This is a genomic window from Tenacibaculum ovolyticum DSM 18103, from assembly GCF_000430545.1.
Classification (GTDB): Bacteria; Bacteroidota; Bacteroidia; order Flavobacteriales; family Flavobacteriaceae; genus Polaribacter; species Polaribacter ovolyticus.
The window spans coordinates 24,531-40,943 of sequence record NZ_AUMF01000019.1; the positions used below are offsets into that span (position 1 = coordinate 24,531).

A 16,413-nucleotide genomic window follows, 5' to 3' on the forward strand; every position below is an offset into this window, starting at 1 on the left:
CTTATTTGTTATTTAATTTCGATTAATGTTACTGTACTCTTTATTGGTTGTCTTACTCCAATCTTATTACCATCACCTGTAATACCAAAGGCACTATATGAAGGAATGACAAATGTAATAGTTTCTCCTTTTTTCATCAACTTTATTCCATCTTGTAATGCAGGAATAAAATCTTCTTTATCTACCTTATAGTTTCTTTCTTGCCTCTTATAAAGTATATTCCCATTGATATCTGAAATATCGAAAGACATCAAAACTACATCTTCTTTTTTGGGTTTTAAAGTATTTAGTGAATCTTTAACGACATAGGTATACCAAAACCCATTTTTAGAAACTGTATACTGATTAACTGTATCTTTAGAAATAAAATTTTCTAATCGTTTTTTCTCTAAAGCATTCAGTTTTTTATTCTTTTTTACTACTTCATTGTAAAAATTAGTAGTTCCTTGTTTATTAGGCCTTCTTGCTTCAGGTTCTTTACAAGAAACTACACCTAAAATAACCACCAAGAAAAAAATAATTTTAAGCTTCATACGATGTTTCTAATGCTGTTTTATATTTTGGTAACAATGCTTTAAATGTTGTTATTGTATCTTCCATCGATTCATCACTCTTTCCTCCTGCTGCATTATCATGACCTCCACCATTAAAGTAATTTCTAGCAAACTGATTTACTGAAAACTTACCTTTACTGCGAAGTGACATTTTTATAATTCCTTGCTCTTTATCTTCTATAAAGATAGCAGCAAACACAATACCTTTTAAAGAAAGGGCATAATTAACAATACCTTCAGTATCTCCCTTTTCGTAATTGAATTGCTTTTTTTCTGCTTCTGATAATGTTATAAATGCCGTTTTATACTCTGTTAACATTTTCATATTACTTAATGCTTGCCCTAATAACAATAAACGATTATAAGTATTTGCATCGTGTACATTACTATGAATCTTGTCATTTTCTGCCCCTTTATCTATTAAATCAGCAATAATACGATGTGTTGTACTTGTTGTTGATCTAAAACGAAAAGATCCTGTATCAGTCATAATACCTGTATACAATGCCGTAGCAATATTTTTATCTATTAAGTCTACATCTCCCATCATTTCGATGAAATTGTATACCATTTGACAGGTAGATGACATGGTTGTATCTGAATACATATACTCAAAATCATCTGGCTGCTGATGATGATCTATCAACGCAAAATTATTCTCATATTTTTCTAATGTATTTTGCATATCACTTCCTACCCTATGTAAAGCATTAAAATCTAAAAGAAATACAATTTCTGAATTCTTTAACGAACGAACGCTCTGTTTATTTTGACGGTCGAAACGATATACTGTTTCAGACCCTGGAATCCAATGTAAAAAATCAGGGTATTCATTAGGCATTACTACCTGAACAGTATGTCCTTTTTTATCTAAATAATGTTTTAAACCTAATGTTGAACCAACTGCATCTCCATCAGGATTTCTATGACCTATTATCACAATATTTTTAGATTGTGACAAATATTCTTTGAGTTCTGTAAAGTGTTTTAAAATCATAAGTGGCGAATATACTAATTAATGTTTTATTAATCTTTTTCTGCTTTTATTTTTGTTATTTCACAAAAATAATATTCTAATGACTTCTATGAAATCTTCTATAGCTTTTTTTACATTTTTAATCATTTCTACAACTATATACAGTCAAGAAAAATTTACAATAGCTTTTGGTTCTTGTAATGACCAAAACAAATCGAATCCTTTTTGGGAAGATATTATTTCTCTACAGCCTGATGTGTGGATTTGGGGCGGAGATAATATTTATGCAGATACAAATAACATGGATAAAATGGAAAAACTTTATATGCAGCAAAAAAAGCAATTTTCATACAGTAAACTAGCAAAAAACACTCCTATTTTAGCTACTTGGGACGATCATGATTATGGTAAAAATGATGGAGGTATTGATTATAAAAAGAAAAAGGAAAGCCAGCAGTTGTTTTTAGATTTTATAAATGTACCTAAACACTCTCCTAGGAGAAAAAAAGCTGGTATTTATCATGTTGAAAATTTTAAAATAAAAGTATAAAAATAATTATGCTAGATACTCGGTATTTCAGAACAGCTTTAATAAAAGGAAATGGTAAAAAACGTTATCAATCTAATAAAAATAAAGAGGGTAGTATTTTAGGAACTAACCAATGGGCATGGTTAAAAAATGAATTAACAAACTCTACGGCTAATTTTAATGTTATTGTTAGTAGTATTCAAGTACTTTCGAGTGAACATGGTTTCGAGAAATGGAGTAACTTTCCTAGTGAACTTACCAAGTTTTTGAAGCTTATTGAAACTTCAAAAGCTAAAAATGTAATTCTTCTTTCTGGTGACAGGCATATTTCAGAATTCTCTAAAACTAATATTACTAATGTTCCTTACCCTATTATCGATTTTACTTCAAGTGGTTTAACTCATGCTTATACATCATTTTCTTCTGAAAAAAATAAGCAGAGAGTAGGTAATGTTATAAGTACTTTAAGTTATGGAGTGTTGCTTTTTGATTTCGAATTAAATAAAGTAATTTTTCAAATGCGAGGCAAAAACAATACTATACTGCAAAAAATCAGTCAAGTATATCCTTAACTTGCTAATAACATAAAAAAGTGTATTTTTGCGCCGATTTGTGCGAAGTTTGCACTTACATTTTATTTACTTATACAGAAACTTATAATAATGGCAACAAATAGAACTTTTACAATGATTAAACCAGATGGTGTTGAAAACGGACACACTGGTGCAATTTTAGACAAAATTAATGCTGCAGGTTTTAGAATCGTAGCAATGAAAAAAACTCAAATGACTACGCGTGATGCTGAAGCTTTTTATGCTGTGCACAACGAGCGTCCTTTCTTTGGTGAGTTAGTTGAATTTATGACTCGTGGGCCAATTATTGCTGCTATCTTAGAAAAAGACAATGCTGTTGAAGATTTTAGAACTTTAATCGGTGCTACAAATCCTGCTGATGCTGCTGAAGGAACTATTCGTAAAATGTTTGCTACTTCTATTGGTGAAAACGCTGTTCACGGATCTGATTCTGATGAAAATGCTGCTATTGAAGGTGCTTTTCATTTTTCTGGTAGAGAAATGTTCTAAGAACACACTTCTTAAAAAATATAATAGAACTCGTTGCAATATTGTAACGAGTTTTTTTTATACACTAAACTTACTTTTATTCTAAAAAAATTACTTTTACTTCTTACTAAAATAAAAAATGCAATTTCTTACCACTTATATTATTATAAATGAAAAATCTAATTAATTATATACAATCTAGAATTACGATAAATCAAAACGATATTGACTTAATCGAAAAATATTTTGAAAAAGAAGATCTTACAGCTCAAACTAGTATTTCTGAAGCAGGAAAAGTAGAGCGATATATTTATTACTTAGATTCAGGAATTGTAAAAGGTTATCAAAATATTGATGGTAAAATTGTAGTACAACATCTTGTAGCATCACACGATTTTTTTACGTCTTTAGATAGTTTTATGAACGAAATACCTTCATTAGATTATTATGAAACAATTACAGCATCTAAACTTTTAAAAATATCAAAATCAAATTTTAACATTTTACAAGAAGAAACAAAATTCTGGTCTGTACTTGTTAAAGAAGTAACTAACCAGCATTTAAGTTGCAAGTTAGAACGTGTTAAAGATTTTCAAATTTTATCAGCAAAAGAACGCTATCTAAAATTTGTAAATCAATATCCTAATTTAGCCTTAAATGTATCTATTGATAATATTGCTTCTTTTTTAGGAATGGAACCTCAATCTCTAAGTCGTATTAGAAAACAAATTACTTTCTAACAAATGTTATTTCTCTCCTCTTAAATACACTTTAATTTTACTCCTACTAAATTTAAAAATTATGAGTAACGAAATTTCATTAATAACAGGAGGAAACGGGCATTTAGGAAATAACTTAATTAGACTATTACTATCTAAAAACAAAAAAGTAAGAACAACTGTTAGAAACATACATAATGTAGCTCCTTTTAAAGGGTTAGATTGTGAAATTGTACAGGCAGATATTACCGACAAAGAATCATTAAAAAAAGCATTTAAAGGAGTTACCAACTTATACGCAGTAGCAGCAAATTTTAGTATGTGGGCTAAAGATCCTTTAGCCGAAATTTATGATAATAATATGCAAGGAACTCAAAATGTGTTTGATCTTGCAAAAGAATGTGGCGTCAAAAATATTGTATACGTAAGTTCTGTAGCATGTTTAGATTTCTCAAAATTACCAGCCAATGTAAATAATGGATATAATAAAGATCGAAGAAACTGGTATTACAATTCAAAAAACGATTCTGATAAACTAGCATTAGCATTAGGGAAAAAATATGGTATTAGAACTGTTTTAGTTTTACCTTCTGCTATGATTGGAGACAAAGCTTATAAATTAAGCTATTCTAACAACCTTGTTTTACAAATTTTAAAAGGACAAATTCCTGTAGATACCAATGTAACTTTAAATTGGGTTGATGTAAAAGATGTAGCTTTAGGAACTTATAACGCTATGGTTAAGGGTAAGAATAATGAAAGGTATATTTTATCAAACGAAAAACATACTTCTTTACAGGAAAGTGTAAAAATAGCAGCTGAATTATACCCAAGTCTAAAATTAAAAACACCTAAAAAAGTGCCAAAATTCTTATTGTACGCTGTTGCTAGCTTAATGGAGTTTGGTAGTAAAGTTACAGGGAAAGAACCTCAATTACAGCGACATTATTTAGATATGTTTTATGGTTTAAAGCAAGATTACAACATTAATAAATCAAGAAATGAGTTAGATTTTAACCCTACTCCTTCAAAAAAAGCTTTAGAAGATGCTTTAAAATATTTAAAAAACAATTGGAGAGAAAATAAAATTATATAATTAGTTACTTTAAAAGCATAGGGCGGTTTTTCTTTAAAAATATATTTTATTCAGTTATAAAAACTAAAATAACCTCAACTATTACCTACCCTGTGTTTCTTATAACTAACTTTACACGTAGTATTACAAATTAAAATTTTAGTATAAATTCCCAGCATGACAAAACATTTTTTTGAACATCTAAATAAATTTGTAACTATCAAAGAAAAAGACTTTAAAAAAATTATACTCTTCTTTGATATTAGAAATTTAAACAAAAAAGAAGCTATAATTGAAGCTACTAATAAATGTAATTTTAATCATTTTGTATTAAGCGGATGTCTTCAAATGTATTTTGTTAATAATAAAGGCGTAGAAAGAACCATTCAATTTGCCATTGAAAATTGGTGGATGACTGATTGTTTAGCTTTTTATAATGAAGGCACAACCGATTTTCATATTCAAGCAGTTGAAAAATCTCAAATCCTCTCGATTTCTATTGATAAGCAAAAAAAATTATTAGAGGAGTTTCCAAAACTTGAAAAATATTTCAGATCAATTTACCAAATATCTTTTGGAGCCTCTCAAATGAGAATGAAATATTTATATGATTTTTCTAAAGAAGAAATATATTTTAATTTTATTGATAAATACCCTGATTTTGCTCAAAGAATACCGCAATATTTACTTGCCTCTTATTTAGGTCTTACACCTGAATATGTAAGTAAAATTAGGAACAAAAAACGTTCTTAATCAGCTTTTTATATAAAAAAATAATTAATTGAATTAACAAATAAATGGAAATTAAAGGAGCAATAGTAAAAATCAAAAAATTTAAGGTAACTGAAGAGACCGAAGATTATGAGATCAGTGGCTTTTTTGATGAAATTAGTGAGCAACTAACTCCCATAGATTCTTTGGTTACATCACAAAAGAAAGAGTTAATCGATATACTTTTTGAATTTCTTAAATCTCAAGATGCAGAGATAGATGAAAATTTTTCCTTTATTCACTTTATAGAAAGTATTAACAAGCCCGATTATGAAATATACTATCCTAAACTAATAAAATTTAATACCGAAAATGCTACAATAACTTCTATTCTTTTATTAAACAGGTTTATTAATTCTTTAGAGGGAGTTGCGCTAAAAAAATGCGTAGCTTTATTAAAAAACATATCCGATAATAATAAATATTCTAAGTACTTAAGAGAATTTACACTAGAATTTTATGAACATCAAACTAATAATTAACCGTTCTTAAACCAGGTTAAGTTTTTTCTATAAGTCTCAATTTATCTTTGTAATAAACTAAAACAAAGTAAAAATGGATAAAAGAGTTCAAATTGAAACAACCGAACCTACTGCTTATAAAGGGATGTTTGCTTTAGAAAATTACTTAAAAGAAAGTAAATTAAGTAGTACCCATAAAGAGCTTATAAAAATTAGAGCTTCACAGTTAAATAAATGCCCATTTTGTATTGATATGCACACTAAGCAAGCTTTAAAAAATGGTGAAACACAACAGCGTATATTTTTACTAAATGCTTGGCAAGAAGGGGATTTATTTACTGAAGAAGAAAAAATTATTCTTCAAATGACTGAAGAAGTAACTATGATTCATCATAAGGGATTAACTTCTAAAACCTACGAAAAAGCTATTAAAACATTTGGCGACACTTATTTTTCACAAATAATAATGGCAATAGTTACTATAAATTCTTGGAATAGAATTGCAATAAGTACACAGAAGCCTATTGATAATTAAATAGCAAACTGAAAAATTAAAAACCTATTTTTTATGTTTCATAAGTACTCTTAATGTTATTTATGAAACATAAAAATGACATTTTATCTATACCAAATCATTAAAACATATCATAAATAAAGAATGCTGTAAAAATTACAACCAATTTATAAATTCAACTAAAATTACATGTACCTTTAAACTAAAAAAAACGTGGCACTTTACATCAATTAACTTTAATCTATTGTACTACTTTTAAGCTATAATTTTAATGAAAATCTTACAAAAATATAAATTAATACTAGTCATATTATTACTATGGTTTTTTGGTCATATAGCTTATATTACATTTGATGGGCTGGCTAAAAATGATAAAAGGGCTGATGTTGCTGTAATACTTGGTAATAAAGTAAACATAGATGGCACGCTTTCTAAACGATTACAAAAACGTTTAGAATGTGGTTTAAACTTATATAAAAACAACCAAGTAAAAAAAATAATTGTTAGTGGTGGTTTAGGTAAAGAAGGGTTTTATGAAGGTGATAAAATGAAAGCTTTCTTACTTAAAAATAAAGTACCCGATTCTTTAATTATTGTTGATAATTTTGGCGACAACACCCTTAAAACCGTTAAAAACACCCTAAATTTAAAAGATAGTTTGGGGTTTAAAAGTGTTATAGTTGTTTCACAGTACTTTCATTTAACACGAACAAAAATGTTATTTAAAAAACAAGGTTTTACAAATGTTAGTAGTGCAAGTCCTAACTATTTTGAATCTAGAGATTTTTATTCCCTATTTAGAGAGTTTGTAGCTTACTATGTTGGGTAACAATTGTGTATAAACTTATTATAGATATAATTATATATCTTCTGAAATTAGAGCATGATATTCTTCTTGCCCTTTTACAGTTAAATAAGGATAAATAGCCTGTGTTAAAATTGTTGAATAGCTTGCAATTGTTTTTTTCGTAATCTTATTATTATTTATTACCGCATCAGAAACCCAAAAATCGCCTAAAATCTGAAAACGTTTGTACAAATTTTTATATTCGTTTGGTAAAATTGCTTCTCGCATTATTCCGTTTTCTATTAATAAATTAAAAAGCATCGTAAACTGTTGTTCACGCTGAATAGTGAGCTCATTATAATGCTGTTTTATTTTTTTATTTTCTCGCATTATTTGAACAAAGTCTAATAAAAAAAAACGATACTCATAAAAGTTAAACATTATCGTTTTAGATATGTTTACTAATAAATAAAAAGGTGTTTTAGACTGTTGTAAATCCACCATACTCTTATCTATATTTTCAACCAATCTAAAATACAAAGCCTCTATAATAGCTTCTCTTTTCTTAAAGTGATAATTCAAATTCCCTTGACTTATCTCCATTTTATTAGCAATTGTTCTAAGTGTTACTTTAGGTAAGCCAAGTGAATTAAATAACTCTAATGAAGTATCTAAAATTATCTCTTTGGTTTTTTTCATTTCACAAATTTAAAAAAAATAGTACTATTGACCTAATTTTTAATTTTATTAGTACCTTTGACCTAAATTATAGAAATCATGAATTCTCAAAAAATTAGTAGTAAAATAGCAAGTTGGTCGTTAATACTTGTTGGTATTGGACATACCATTACCTATTTAACAAGTCCGAAAACTGAATTACAAAATAATTTTATCCTAAAAATGAAAGCATTTCCTGTTGATATATTAGGAAGTAAATCCAACCTCTTTTTCTTTCATCATGGTTTTAGCTTAATGATGGGGGTACTTCTTTTTGGCTACGGACTATTAAACTTATTCTTGTTAAAAAATAATAAAGCAACTACTACTCCAACCAATATTACTATTCTTAATAGCATCATTTGTTTAACTGCCCTCCTATTATCAATTAAATACTTTTTTATCGTACCAATTGTATTTACTGGTGTTGCCTTTTTTGGTTATACACTTTCAATAATTTTAAAGACTAAAAAATGAAAATAGCAATTATAGGTGCCGGTATTGGCGGACTAACAACAGCAATAGCTCTAAAACAAAAAGGATTTGAAGTTGAAATTTTTGAAGCTTCAAAAGTTTTTAGAAAAGCAGGTTCTGGTATTAACTTAGCAATTAATGCAATGCAAGTGTATAAAAGGTTAGGTATTTACGAGGAAATTGCATCCTTAGGAAATTACACCAACGCGTTACATATAACAGATGAAAAACTGAACAAAATTACGTCTGTAAATTTACAAAATGCAGAAATAGCATATAAAGCCAAAACTTATGCAATTCATAGAGCTACATTGCACACTATTTTAGTAAACAAATTAACTGATGTAACCATACACTTAAACAAAAAGCTACAATCGGTACACCAAGAAAACAATAAAGTTTCTATTCATTTTGAAGACGGAACTTCACAAACCTCAGATATTTTAATTGGTGCCGATGGTATTCATTCTATGGTTAGAAAATCGATTTTTAGTAACACCAAGCTTCGTGTTGCAAAGCAAGTGTGTTGGAGAGGCATTGTAAAACTAACGATTCCTAATAAATATAAAACTGAGTTAAATGAGTTATGGGGTAAAGGAAAGCGTTTTGGTTTTGTACACATAAATGAAAATGAGGTTTATTGGTATGCGCTTGCTAATTATAAGAACGATTACCAAAAGGAATATGCTAATACAAACTTAGTAGAACTCTTTTCAAGTTTTAATCCATTAGTTAAAAAGATAATAGCCAACACGAATAAAAGTGATATTATTTTTAATGAAATGATCGATTTAAAACCTATTACTACCTGGCAAAAAAATAATGTTTGCTTAATTGGTGATGCTGCTCATGCTACAACACCTAATTTAGGACAAGGTGCTTGTCAAGCAATTGAAAGTGCTTATGTAATTGCTGAGTGTTTAGCTTCCGAAAAAAATACTCAAAAGGCTTTTAACAAACTCGAAAAAATAAGAAAAAATACTGCAGAACAAATTGTAAACAAAAGTTGGTCTATGGGTAAAATGGCACATTTAAAAAACAACTTTGCTATATTTTTAAGAAATAGTATTATAAAACTAATGCCTAAAAAACTCTCAGAAAAACAATCAACTTCTGTATATAAACTAAATTATTAAGTAAAAAAACGAGATACTCTCAAGTTCTTTACAAAAGTAAGCTCAAAATAATATGAAATATTATTTTGAACTTACTTTTTTATACTCTTTCAATTAACAACCAAATAATAACTCATCGGTAAAAAACAAGTTATTTTTTCAATATTTATTAGCAAAATATATAGTACTTGCTATTATTATAAGTTAATATTACAATCACAAATATCTTTATTCCAACAAAGTTTTAGTAGACCAAAGAATAATATTAAATTGGAAAAAATTAATTCTTTAAATTTTGCTGATGCCAAAAATGAGTGAATTATTAAAATATATAAATAACATTACCCCCATAAATAAAGACGCTTCTGAAGAACTTTTAAAATGTTTTAAACCAATACGATTACGTAAAAATGACTTTTTTGTTCAAAAGAATGAATACGCAAAACATATAGGATTTCTACAAACGGGAATTGTTAGAGCTTTCTTTTTAAACCAACAAGGTAAAGAATACAATAAACAATTTTTCGTAGGCCCATCAATCATAGGAGCTTACACCTCTTTACTTACTAAAAAACCTAATAAAATAGCCCAACAAGCCTTAACGGATTGTGAAATTCTAATTGCTGATTTTAAAGAAATTGAAAAACTATATGAAAAATCTCATAATTTAGAAAGATTAGGTAGAAAAATTGCTGAATTTTATTTTTTAGAAAAAGAACAGAAAGAAATTGAAATGGCATTACTTGATGCCGATAAAAGATATGCTATTATGAAAAAAAACTTTCCTTATCTAGAAAGAACTATCCCACAATATCATATAGCCTCCTATTTAGGTATAACCCCAACTCAATTAAGCAGAGTCCGAAAAAAATACAAAACCTCTTAATTTCCTCGACATATGTAAATGTTTAAGTAAAAAGGTTCTTATAGTTTTGTATCTAATTAAATAAGACAACTATATGAACCGTATAATAGGATATTTTCTAATTAGTATTTTCTCCATTTTTTTAGGAAGTCAAATTACAGAAGGCTTTTTATTAATAACGCACTGGAAAACCTTATCAGCCACAGAATTCTATGATTACTACTCCTTATTTGGCTTAATAATAGGCCAATTTTACACTATACTAACGGTTATTGCGGCACTAATTCCCATATCTATTAGTATATATTGTTATTATTCGAAATCAAAAGCATTAAAACATTCGTTTATTTCATTATTTTTTACCAGTTTATGTATTCTATTATTTTACATATATTTTAAAGGAACCAATCAGCAATTTTTTAATGCAGCTCTTAATACTACTCAACTAAAACATACACTAGAAACATGGGAGTATTTACATTGGCTCAGAGTACTTTTAGAACTTTTTGCATTAATTTTCTTAATTCTATCTATTAATATTTTAACAAAAAATAGAACAAAATAATACCTTATAATTTATAACTACAATCAACAATGAAATATTTAAGTATTCTAATTATTATAACATTAAGCCTTACAACCAATGCACAAACTATTATCGGACAATGGGAAACCTTTGATGACAAAACCAAAGAGAAAAAAGCAGTTATTGAAATTTATAAAACAAACTCCCTATATTTTGCCAAAATAATTAAAAGTTTTATTGGAGAAGAAAATGCTCTTTGCAAAGCCTGTAACGGAAACAAAAAAAATCAGTCTATAATTGGTTTGGTTATAATTGAAAAATTAAAAAAGGAAGGAAATGAATTTAATGGAGGTTTTATTCTAGATCCAGAAAATGGAAAATCGTATAAATGTTATTTAAAATTAATAACTAAAAACAAGCTAAAAGTACGAGGCTTTCTTGGGTTCTCTCTTTTTGGAAGAACACAATATTGGATTCGTAAAAATTAAGCATCTACTAACCTATAAACTCATCACCTTCATTCCTCCATAAAAAACCTCATCAATATCCTATTCGATTACTATATGTAAAACGTGCTATTAAAGCACAACTTATCACATTAAATCTACTATAAACACATTCAGAATGTTTTTTCTTTAAACACCTTAATAAACGCTATCGTTTATTAAAATAGTTTTCATACATTTACATTATTAAACGATAACGTCTAAATAATGCCAAAAATAGTAGCGAAAAAAGAGGACTGGATAATGCTCGGTTATAAATTATTTTCTGAAAAAGGAATTAGCGGAATAGTCGTTGAAAAGATGGCTATGAAACTAAAAGTTAATAAATCAAGTTTTTACTGGCACTTTAAAACAAAAAAAGATTTTTTAAGTGAAATTATATCTTTTTGGGTTACTACTGATACCGAAAAAATAATTACAACGGTAGAAAGTAAACCATTAGCTAAAGAGAAATTTGATGGATTAATAGCATTAGCATTTAAGAAAGAACCTTACTTAGATTTCATTTTTTTTCTAAAAAGGTATGCACTTAAAGATAAGAAAATCCAAACTCTAATAGATCAAATAGATAACCAAAGAATTGATTACACCAAGAGTATACTAATTCAAATAGGGTTTTCAGAAAGCGATGCTCTTATAAAAGCAACTTTATTCTACAAATATTTAATAGGCTATCATGAAATGATTCGCTATAAAAAGCAAAGTAAAAATTACATAGAAGAAGTAAAAACTGAACTAAATCAATTTATTAAATATTAACACATGATTACAAAAAATAAATATTGGATAATTGCAGGACTTTTAAACCTTATAACCTTTTTTATGCACCTAATTGGTGGTCAAATAGAACTTGTAAACCCAATGATTGAAACCTCATTAAGTCTAGATAAAAGTTCTCAATTAGTTGGTGCTTGGCATATGGTAACCATTATTCTTTTAGTAACATCTTACGTTTTATTATCAGCAGGTTTTGGAAAAAAATATGCAACAAATTCTGAAATGATAAAATCAATTGGGTATTTAAATCTATCATTCTGCTTGCCTTTTATTTTTACGGGATTTTATTATGGTTTATTAGTACCGCAATGGATCCTTTTTCTTCCCATCGGAATTTTAACAATTACTGGAATAAATAAAACAAAAAAGAATGCTTAAAATAGGTGGAATATTAAATATCATTATTGCTTTTTCTCATATTATTGGGTTGTTTTGGGCCGAACAAATGTTTGAAAAAACAGGTGTTGCAAAGGGCATGCAAGAACTTGCTCAAATTCATCATACATTACCATATTTACTTACTGTATTTGTAACAATAATGTTTTTTATTTTTGGATTATACGGTGTACTAGCAGATAGCAAAATAAGAAAATTACCTTTCTTTAAATTTGGCATTTTTACGATTGCGTTTATTTATCTTTTCCGTGCAATTGGAGAGCAATCCTACAATATATTAAAAGGAACAACAACAAAACCTGAAACAATTCAATCTATAATAGCATTAATCATTGGTCTACTATTCTTATTTGGAGGATATAAAAAATGGAAGTTGAATAAGATATTGTAAGTGAAAGTTCTTATATAAATAATCACTAGAGCCTTCTTTATTATTTAAGCATTAAATTTATAAAAAAAATTAAATTGTATAGAAATGGCTAGACCAAAAACAAAAGAAGAATTAAATAATTTAAGTGAAAAAAATTTCCAAGAATTATTTGACCTAATAAATTCTCTAGCAAAAGAAGAACAAATAAGTAATTTCTTATTTGAAGACAGAGATAAAAACATCCGTGATATTTTAGTACACTTATTTGAGTGGCATCAATTATTATTAAGTTGGGTAAATTCCAATACATCTGGAACAGAATCTAGCTTTTTACCAAAACCTTATAACTGGAGAACGTATCCCAAGTTAAATATTGAGTTTTGGGAGAAACATCAAAAAACACCTTATGATGAATCAATAGAACTATTAAAAGAAAGCCATTTAAACGCTATGAAAGTAATTAATTCATTTTCTAATGATGAGTTATTTATTAAAAGACACTTTTCTTGGACAGGTACAACAAACTTAGGAAGTTATTGCGTTTCTGCTACCTCTAGTCATTATGATTGGGCAATCAAGAAATTAAAAAAACATAAGAAAACCCTCAATAAATAAACAACTACAATTCGTAAAGAAGATAAAAACAAAAAAACTCGAAAGCTATGCTTTCGAGTTTCGAATATTAAAAATATTTTATTCTTAACTAAAAATCTCGTTTAATAATTTTGCTAAACGTAAACCTCCCTTTTGTAATTGTGATCTTACAATAGGAAAGTAATCATATGAATAACGGTAACGCAATTTATCTCCCTTTTTAGCAGAACCATAAACTTTTTTAGTAAGTTTATGAGTATCCTTCATCCAATCTAAAACATCACCTTTTTGAATTACTTTAACTTGCTCTTTAGACAAGTCTTTAGCATTATTAGCTAATTCTAAATAACTCATATTCCATTTACTAATCAAATCCTCATCCCATACTCTATGCAAATTAGAGCCCTTACCATGCCATTGTACTTGTATGCTATTTCCTCCTTTATCTTCCTTTTGTCCAATATGCATTGGTTGATGTAAATCACCTATTAAATGTACCAACATTTTTAAATGAAAACGCTTATCTTCAATAGAACTTTTTTCGTCTTTTAAAATTTTTACACACGTTCTAACTCCCGTAATTAAATCTCCTTTCGGATTTTTATCTTCATTTTCATACGTCGAATTTAATGGCATATTTACATAGTGCCATGTATAAAATTTTCCATATTTCTTTCTATCAGATTTTATTTCATCAGCATGCGTAGATACAAAAGCCAAACTTTCACCTTGTAATAATTTATCTATCTGTCTTTTAGCCTTCTTAGTTAAATTATTTTCAGCTATCTTCCCTGTAGCCCTATGACCTGTTGGCCCCCAAACATCTTCATTATTTGCTATAGATGAAACACTTATTAAAAAAGCACAGAACAGTAATAATACCTTGTTTTTCATAAATAAAATCGTATAATTTTCTGCTAAAATATAAAATATATACTCAAAAATTTGTTTTTAACATAAATTAACCTATACCTTTGTGATATCATTTTAATATCATTTTAAATAAAAACATATATGAAAGCAGAAAAAACAATAAAACCAGCAAATGGTTATTTAATGTTATTAGTAGTATTAATATTAGTATTTGGAGGAATAGTGATGACAGTAAATAATGACACCCCTGTTTACCTTCTTATTAGTCTTATTGGTTTTATTGGACTATTTGGTTTCATTTTAGTAAACCCCAATACCTCTAAAGTAATTTTACTTTTCGGTAAATATGTAGGAACCATTAAAGACAATGGTTTGTTTTGGGCAAACCCGTTATATAAAAAGAAAACAATATCATTAAGAGCAAGTAATTTTGATAGTGAACGTTTAAAAGTGAATGATAAATTAGGTAACCCAATAATGATATCTACCATTTTAGTTTGGCGTGTAACAAACACTTATAAAGCTGCTTTTGATGTAGATAATTATGAAAACTTTGTTCGAGTTCAAACAGATGCTGCCGTTAGAAAATTAGCTAGTATGTACCCTTATGACAACTTTGCTGATGAAGGACATGATGAAGATATTACCTTACGTTCTAGTGTTAACGAAGTTTCTGAAGCTTTAGAAAAAGAAATAGATGAACGCTTATCTATAGCAGGAATAGAGGTCTTAGAAGCTCGTATTGGGTATTTAGCATATGCTCAAGAAATTGCAAGTGCTATGTTAAAACGCCAGCAGGCAACGGCTATTGTTGCAGCACGTCATAAAATTGTACAAGGAGCTGTAGAAATGGTTGAAATGGCTTTAGAAGAATTAAATAAAAAACAAATTGTAGATTTAGATGAAGAACGTAAAGCAGCTATGGTTAGTAACTTATTAGTTATCTTATGTGGTGATAAAGAAGCTTCACCTGTTCTAAACACAGGAACATTAAGTCATTAAAAAAACTTTTTATATTTCAATAGGTTATGGAATAAGAACCAAAATTGGTATTAGATTAGCTTTATTTAATCAATAAAAATAAAATAATGAAAGAATATAAAGTAATTAATTGGAAAATGGGATTCACTAACAATAATCAAAGATTAGAAGACTTCCTAAATGAATACGCCAGAAGTGGATGGAGAGTTATTCATATTGCAGAAAACTCTGCAAGAATAACTTTTGAAAGAGATAAAAATAGATAAATTAAAATGTTGGTTAACTACTAGTATAAAGTAGAGAATATTTAAAAAAGTAACAGTTATATATAAAATGATATCATTTTTAGAAAGCTATAAAAATAAATTACCATGATTAGAGTAATCATATTTATAATTATATGTTCTTTTAATATCATTGCTTCTTTTGGTAAAGTAAAACCCGAAAAAATTAAAAAAGATACCAATGCAACAATAATAATTAATAACAATAAAGATTTTCGCATTTTAAAAAAAGAGTATAATAAAAGTGAAAAATCAGAAAAATTAATAAAAACCGTTATTACCTTTGTAAAAAAATAAGAATGGCTAAGAAGAAAGCATTTGCACTTCGCATAAATGAAGACATGATAAAAGCTATTGAAAAATGGGCTGCAGACGAATTCCGTTCTACAAACGGGCAAATCGAATGGATGCTTATGCAAGCTCTTAAAGAAGCCAAACGTGAACCTAAAAAGAAAGAAGAATAATCATTAACTTCTTAATTATATGTT

Annotated in this window: 25 protein-coding genes; 21 read left to right on the forward strand and 4 right to left on the reverse strand. The window is 27.8% G+C overall.

The annotated features are described in order from the left end of the window. Nucleotides 1-8: 8 nt before the first annotated feature. The gene (gene gldI, locus H518_RS0107315) at nucleotides 9-533 is read right to left on the reverse strand and encodes a gliding motility-associated peptidyl-prolyl isomerase GldI (RefSeq protein ID WP_028888448.1); all 525 of its coding nucleotides are present in this window, start codon (nucleotides 531-533) and stop codon (nucleotides 9-11) included. Further along, nucleotides 523-1,551: a DHH family phosphoesterase gene (locus H518_RS0107320; RefSeq protein ID WP_028888449.1), complete on the reverse strand. Its 1,029-nt coding sequence runs from the start codon at nucleotides 1,549-1,551 to the stop codon at nucleotides 523-525. Before H518_RS0107320 ends, gldI begins: the two co-directional genes overlap by 11 nt. A 79-nt stretch (nucleotides 1,552-1,630) precedes the next feature. Between H518_RS0107320 and H518_RS21415 the strand changes: the two genes are divergently transcribed. The 9 genes from H518_RS21415 to H518_RS0107360 all read left to right on the forward strand — a co-directional run bounded on the left by H518_RS21415 (nucleotide 1,631) and on the right by H518_RS0107360 (nucleotide 7,489). Beyond that, nucleotides 1,631-2,080, forward strand: a complete 450-nt coding sequence (locus tag H518_RS21415) for an alkaline phosphatase D family protein (RefSeq protein ID WP_240472503.1) — start codon at nucleotides 1,631-1,633, stop codon at nucleotides 2,078-2,080. Nucleotides 2,081-2,088: 8 nt separating this feature from the next. Further along, nucleotides 2,089-2,631, forward strand: coding sequence for an alkaline phosphatase D family protein (locus tag H518_RS21420; RefSeq protein WP_240472504.1), 543 nt, complete (start codon nucleotides 2,089-2,091; stop codon nucleotides 2,629-2,631). 90 nt (nucleotides 2,632-2,721) lie between these two features. Continuing rightward, nucleotides 2,722-3,141: a nucleoside-diphosphate kinase gene (locus H518_RS0107330; RefSeq protein WP_028888450.1), complete on the forward strand. Its 420-nt coding sequence runs from the start codon at nucleotides 2,722-2,724 to the stop codon at nucleotides 3,139-3,141. A 149-nt stretch (nucleotides 3,142-3,290) separates the two neighbouring features. After that, complete coding sequence (locus H518_RS0107335) at nucleotides 3,291-3,860, forward strand: Crp/Fnr family transcriptional regulator (RefSeq protein ID WP_028888451.1); 570 nt, start codon at nucleotides 3,291-3,293, stop codon at nucleotides 3,858-3,860. A 61-nt stretch (nucleotides 3,861-3,921) separates the two neighbouring features. Next, nucleotides 3,922-4,935, forward strand: coding sequence for an NAD-dependent epimerase/dehydratase family protein (locus tag H518_RS0107340; protein WP_155995182.1), 1,014 nt, complete (start codon nucleotides 3,922-3,924; stop codon nucleotides 4,933-4,935). Between the two features lie 156 nt (nucleotides 4,936-5,091). Then, nucleotides 5,092-5,667, forward strand: a complete 576-nt coding sequence (locus H518_RS0107345) for a Crp/Fnr family transcriptional regulator (RefSeq protein WP_028888453.1) — start codon at nucleotides 5,092-5,094, stop codon at nucleotides 5,665-5,667. A gap of 44 nt (nucleotides 5,668-5,711) precedes the next feature. Further along, nucleotides 5,712-6,167, forward strand: coding sequence for a hypothetical protein (locus H518_RS0107350; RefSeq protein ID WP_028888454.1), 456 nt, complete (start codon nucleotides 5,712-5,714; stop codon nucleotides 6,165-6,167). 73 nt (nucleotides 6,168-6,240) lie between these two features. Next, on the forward strand, nucleotides 6,241-6,681 hold the full coding sequence (locus tag H518_RS0107355; RefSeq protein WP_028888455.1) for a carboxymuconolactone decarboxylase family protein: 441 nt from the start codon (nucleotides 6,241-6,243) through the stop codon (nucleotides 6,679-6,681). Nucleotides 6,682-6,931: 250 nt separating this feature from the next. Beyond that, on the forward strand, nucleotides 6,932-7,489 hold the full coding sequence (locus tag H518_RS0107360) for a YdcF family protein (RefSeq protein WP_028888456.1): 558 nt from the start codon (nucleotides 6,932-6,934) through the stop codon (nucleotides 7,487-7,489). A 30-nt stretch (nucleotides 7,490-7,519) separates the two neighbouring features. On the opposite strand, the gene H518_RS0107365 is transcribed toward H518_RS0107360, so the two are convergent. After that, nucleotides 7,520-8,146 carry a TetR/AcrR family transcriptional regulator gene (locus H518_RS0107365; RefSeq protein WP_028888457.1) on the reverse strand — a complete coding sequence of 209 codons (627 nt, stop codon included), beginning with the start codon at nucleotides 8,144-8,146 and terminating at the stop codon, nucleotides 7,520-7,522. Between the two features lie 78 nt (nucleotides 8,147-8,224). Between H518_RS0107365 and H518_RS0107370 the strand changes: the two genes are divergently transcribed. The 8 genes from H518_RS0107370 to H518_RS0107410 all read left to right on the forward strand — a co-directional run bounded on the left by H518_RS0107370 (nucleotide 8,225) and on the right by H518_RS0107410 (nucleotide 13,808). Further along, a complete protein-coding gene (locus H518_RS0107370) occupies nucleotides 8,225-8,641 on the forward strand; it encodes an LIC_13387 family protein (RefSeq protein WP_028888458.1) in 417 nt (138 codons plus the stop codon). Continuing rightward, complete coding sequence (locus H518_RS0107375; RefSeq protein WP_028888459.1) at nucleotides 8,638-9,774, forward strand: FAD-dependent monooxygenase; 1,137 nt, start codon at nucleotides 8,638-8,640, stop codon at nucleotides 9,772-9,774. Before H518_RS0107370 ends, H518_RS0107375 begins: the two co-directional genes overlap by 4 nt. A 289-nt stretch (nucleotides 9,775-10,063) precedes the next feature. Then, nucleotides 10,064-10,639, forward strand: coding sequence for a Crp/Fnr family transcriptional regulator (locus H518_RS0107380; RefSeq protein WP_028888460.1), 576 nt, complete (start codon nucleotides 10,064-10,066; stop codon nucleotides 10,637-10,639). Between the two features lie 573 nt (nucleotides 10,640-11,212). Continuing rightward, a complete protein-coding gene (locus tag H518_RS0107390; protein ID WP_028888462.1) occupies nucleotides 11,213-11,632 on the forward strand; it encodes a DUF2147 domain-containing protein in 420 nt (139 codons plus the stop codon). 225 nt (nucleotides 11,633-11,857) lie between these two features. Next, entirely contained in the window at nucleotides 11,858-12,409 is a 552-nt protein-coding gene (locus H518_RS0107395) for a TetR/AcrR family transcriptional regulator (RefSeq protein WP_028888463.1), read from the forward strand. A gap of 3 nt (nucleotides 12,410-12,412) precedes the next feature. Beyond that, nucleotides 12,413-12,805 carry a hypothetical protein gene (locus tag H518_RS0107400; protein WP_028888464.1) on the forward strand — a complete coding sequence of 131 codons (393 nt, stop codon included), beginning with the start codon at nucleotides 12,413-12,415 and terminating at the stop codon, nucleotides 12,803-12,805. Then, a complete protein-coding gene (locus H518_RS0107405) occupies nucleotides 12,798-13,214 on the forward strand; it encodes a hypothetical protein (protein WP_028888465.1) in 417 nt (138 codons plus the stop codon). The genes H518_RS0107400 and H518_RS0107405 overlap by 8 nt, the downstream gene beginning before the upstream one ends. An 84-nt stretch (nucleotides 13,215-13,298) precedes the next feature. After that, a complete protein-coding gene (locus H518_RS0107410) occupies nucleotides 13,299-13,808 on the forward strand; it encodes a ClbS/DfsB family four-helix bundle protein (RefSeq protein WP_028888466.1) in 510 nt (169 codons plus the stop codon). A gap of 84 nt (nucleotides 13,809-13,892) precedes the next feature. Here the strand turns inward: H518_RS0107410 and H518_RS0107415 are convergent, their stop codons facing one another. Beyond that, nucleotides 13,893-14,681, reverse strand: coding sequence for a S1/P1 nuclease (locus H518_RS0107415; RefSeq protein WP_028888467.1), 789 nt, complete (start codon nucleotides 14,679-14,681; stop codon nucleotides 13,893-13,895). Between the two features lie 120 nt (nucleotides 14,682-14,801). Between H518_RS0107415 and H518_RS0107420 the strand changes: the two genes are divergently transcribed. The 4 genes from H518_RS0107420 (at nucleotide 14,802) to H518_RS20805 (ending at nucleotide 16,389) form a co-directional block, all read left to right on the forward strand. After that, the gene (locus H518_RS0107420) at nucleotides 14,802-15,662 is read left to right on the forward strand and encodes an SPFH domain-containing protein (RefSeq protein WP_028888468.1); all 861 of its coding nucleotides are present in this window, start codon (nucleotides 14,802-14,804) and stop codon (nucleotides 15,660-15,662) included. An 86-nt stretch (nucleotides 15,663-15,748) separates the two neighbouring features. Further along, the gene (locus H518_RS20800; RefSeq protein ID WP_081411165.1) at nucleotides 15,749-15,907 is read left to right on the forward strand and encodes a DUF4177 domain-containing protein; all 159 of its coding nucleotides are present in this window, start codon (nucleotides 15,749-15,751) and stop codon (nucleotides 15,905-15,907) included. Between the two features lie 105 nt (nucleotides 15,908-16,012). Then, a complete protein-coding gene (locus tag H518_RS0107430) occupies nucleotides 16,013-16,222 on the forward strand; it encodes a hypothetical protein (RefSeq protein ID WP_028888469.1) in 210 nt (69 codons plus the stop codon). A gap of 2 nt (nucleotides 16,223-16,224) precedes the next feature. Next, nucleotides 16,225-16,389 carry an Arc family DNA binding domain-containing protein gene (locus tag H518_RS20805; protein WP_081411166.1) on the forward strand — a complete coding sequence of 55 codons (165 nt, stop codon included), beginning with the start codon at nucleotides 16,225-16,227 and terminating at the stop codon, nucleotides 16,387-16,389. Nucleotides 16,390-16,413 lie beyond the last annotated feature (24 nt).

Coding starts and splice junctions, on each gene's coding strand:
- H518_RS20805 (WP_081411166.1), top strand. CDS start 16,225: ATGGCTAAGAAGAAAGCATTTGCACTTCGCATAAATGAAGACATGATA.
- H518_RS0107395 (WP_028888463.1), top strand. CDS start 11,858: ATGCCAAAAATAGTAGCGAAAAAAGAGGACTGGATAATGCTCGGTTAT.
- H518_RS0107345 (WP_028888453.1), top strand. CDS start 5,092: ATGACAAAACATTTTTTTGAACATCTAAATAAATTTGTAACTATCAAA.
- H518_RS0107390 (WP_028888462.1), top strand. CDS start 11,213: ATGAAATATTTAAGTATTCTAATTATTATAACATTAAGCCTTACAACC.
- H518_RS0107330 (WP_028888450.1), top strand. CDS start 2,722: ATGGCAACAAATAGAACTTTTACAATGATTAAACCAGATGGTGTTGAA.
- H518_RS21420 (WP_240472504.1), top strand. CDS start 2,089: ATGCTAGATACTCGGTATTTCAGAACAGCTTTAATAAAAGGAAATGGT.
- gldI (WP_028888448.1), bottom strand. CDS start 533: ATGAAGCTTAAAATTATTTTTTTCTTGGTGGTTATTTTAGGTGTAGTT.
- H518_RS0107340 (WP_155995182.1), top strand. CDS start 3,922: ATGAGTAACGAAATTTCATTAATAACAGGAGGAAACGGGCATTTAGGA.
- H518_RS0107350 (WP_028888454.1), top strand. CDS start 5,712: ATGGAAATTAAAGGAGCAATAGTAAAAATCAAAAAATTTAAGGTAACT.
- H518_RS0107430 (WP_028888469.1), top strand. CDS start 16,013: ATGATTAGAGTAATCATATTTATAATTATATGTTCTTTTAATATCATT.
- H518_RS0107375 (WP_028888459.1), top strand. CDS start 8,638: ATGAAAATAGCAATTATAGGTGCCGGTATTGGCGGACTAACAACAGCA.
- H518_RS0107420 (WP_028888468.1), top strand. CDS start 14,802: ATGAAAGCAGAAAAAACAATAAAACCAGCAAATGGTTATTTAATGTTA.
- H518_RS0107365 (WP_028888457.1), bottom strand. CDS start 8,146: ATGAAAAAAACCAAAGAGATAATTTTAGATACTTCATTAGAGTTATTT.
- H518_RS0107380 (WP_028888460.1), top strand. CDS start 10,064: ATGAGTGAATTATTAAAATATATAAATAACATTACCCCCATAAATAAA.
- H518_RS21415 (WP_240472503.1), top strand. CDS start 1,631: ATGACTTCTATGAAATCTTCTATAGCTTTTTTTACATTTTTAATCATT.
- H518_RS0107405 (WP_028888465.1), top strand. CDS start 12,798: ATGCTTAAAATAGGTGGAATATTAAATATCATTATTGCTTTTTCTCAT.
- H518_RS0107360 (WP_028888456.1), top strand. CDS start 6,932: ATGAAAATCTTACAAAAATATAAATTAATACTAGTCATATTATTACTA.
- H518_RS20800 (WP_081411165.1), top strand. CDS start 15,749: ATGAAAGAATATAAAGTAATTAATTGGAAAATGGGATTCACTAACAAT.
- H518_RS0107335 (WP_028888451.1), top strand. CDS start 3,291: ATGAAAAATCTAATTAATTATATACAATCTAGAATTACGATAAATCAA.
- H518_RS0107400 (WP_028888464.1), top strand. CDS start 12,413: ATGATTACAAAAAATAAATATTGGATAATTGCAGGACTTTTAAACCTT.
- H518_RS0107355 (WP_028888455.1), top strand. CDS start 6,241: ATGGATAAAAGAGTTCAAATTGAAACAACCGAACCTACTGCTTATAAA.
- H518_RS0107320 (WP_028888449.1), bottom strand. CDS start 1,551: ATGATTTTAAAACACTTTACAGAACTCAAAGAATATTTGTCACAATCT.
- H518_RS0107370 (WP_028888458.1), top strand. CDS start 8,225: ATGAATTCTCAAAAAATTAGTAGTAAAATAGCAAGTTGGTCGTTAATA.
- H518_RS0107410 (WP_028888466.1), top strand. CDS start 13,299: ATGGCTAGACCAAAAACAAAAGAAGAATTAAATAATTTAAGTGAAAAA.
- H518_RS0107415 (WP_028888467.1), bottom strand. CDS start 14,681: ATGAAAAACAAGGTATTATTACTGTTCTGTGCTTTTTTAATAAGTGTT.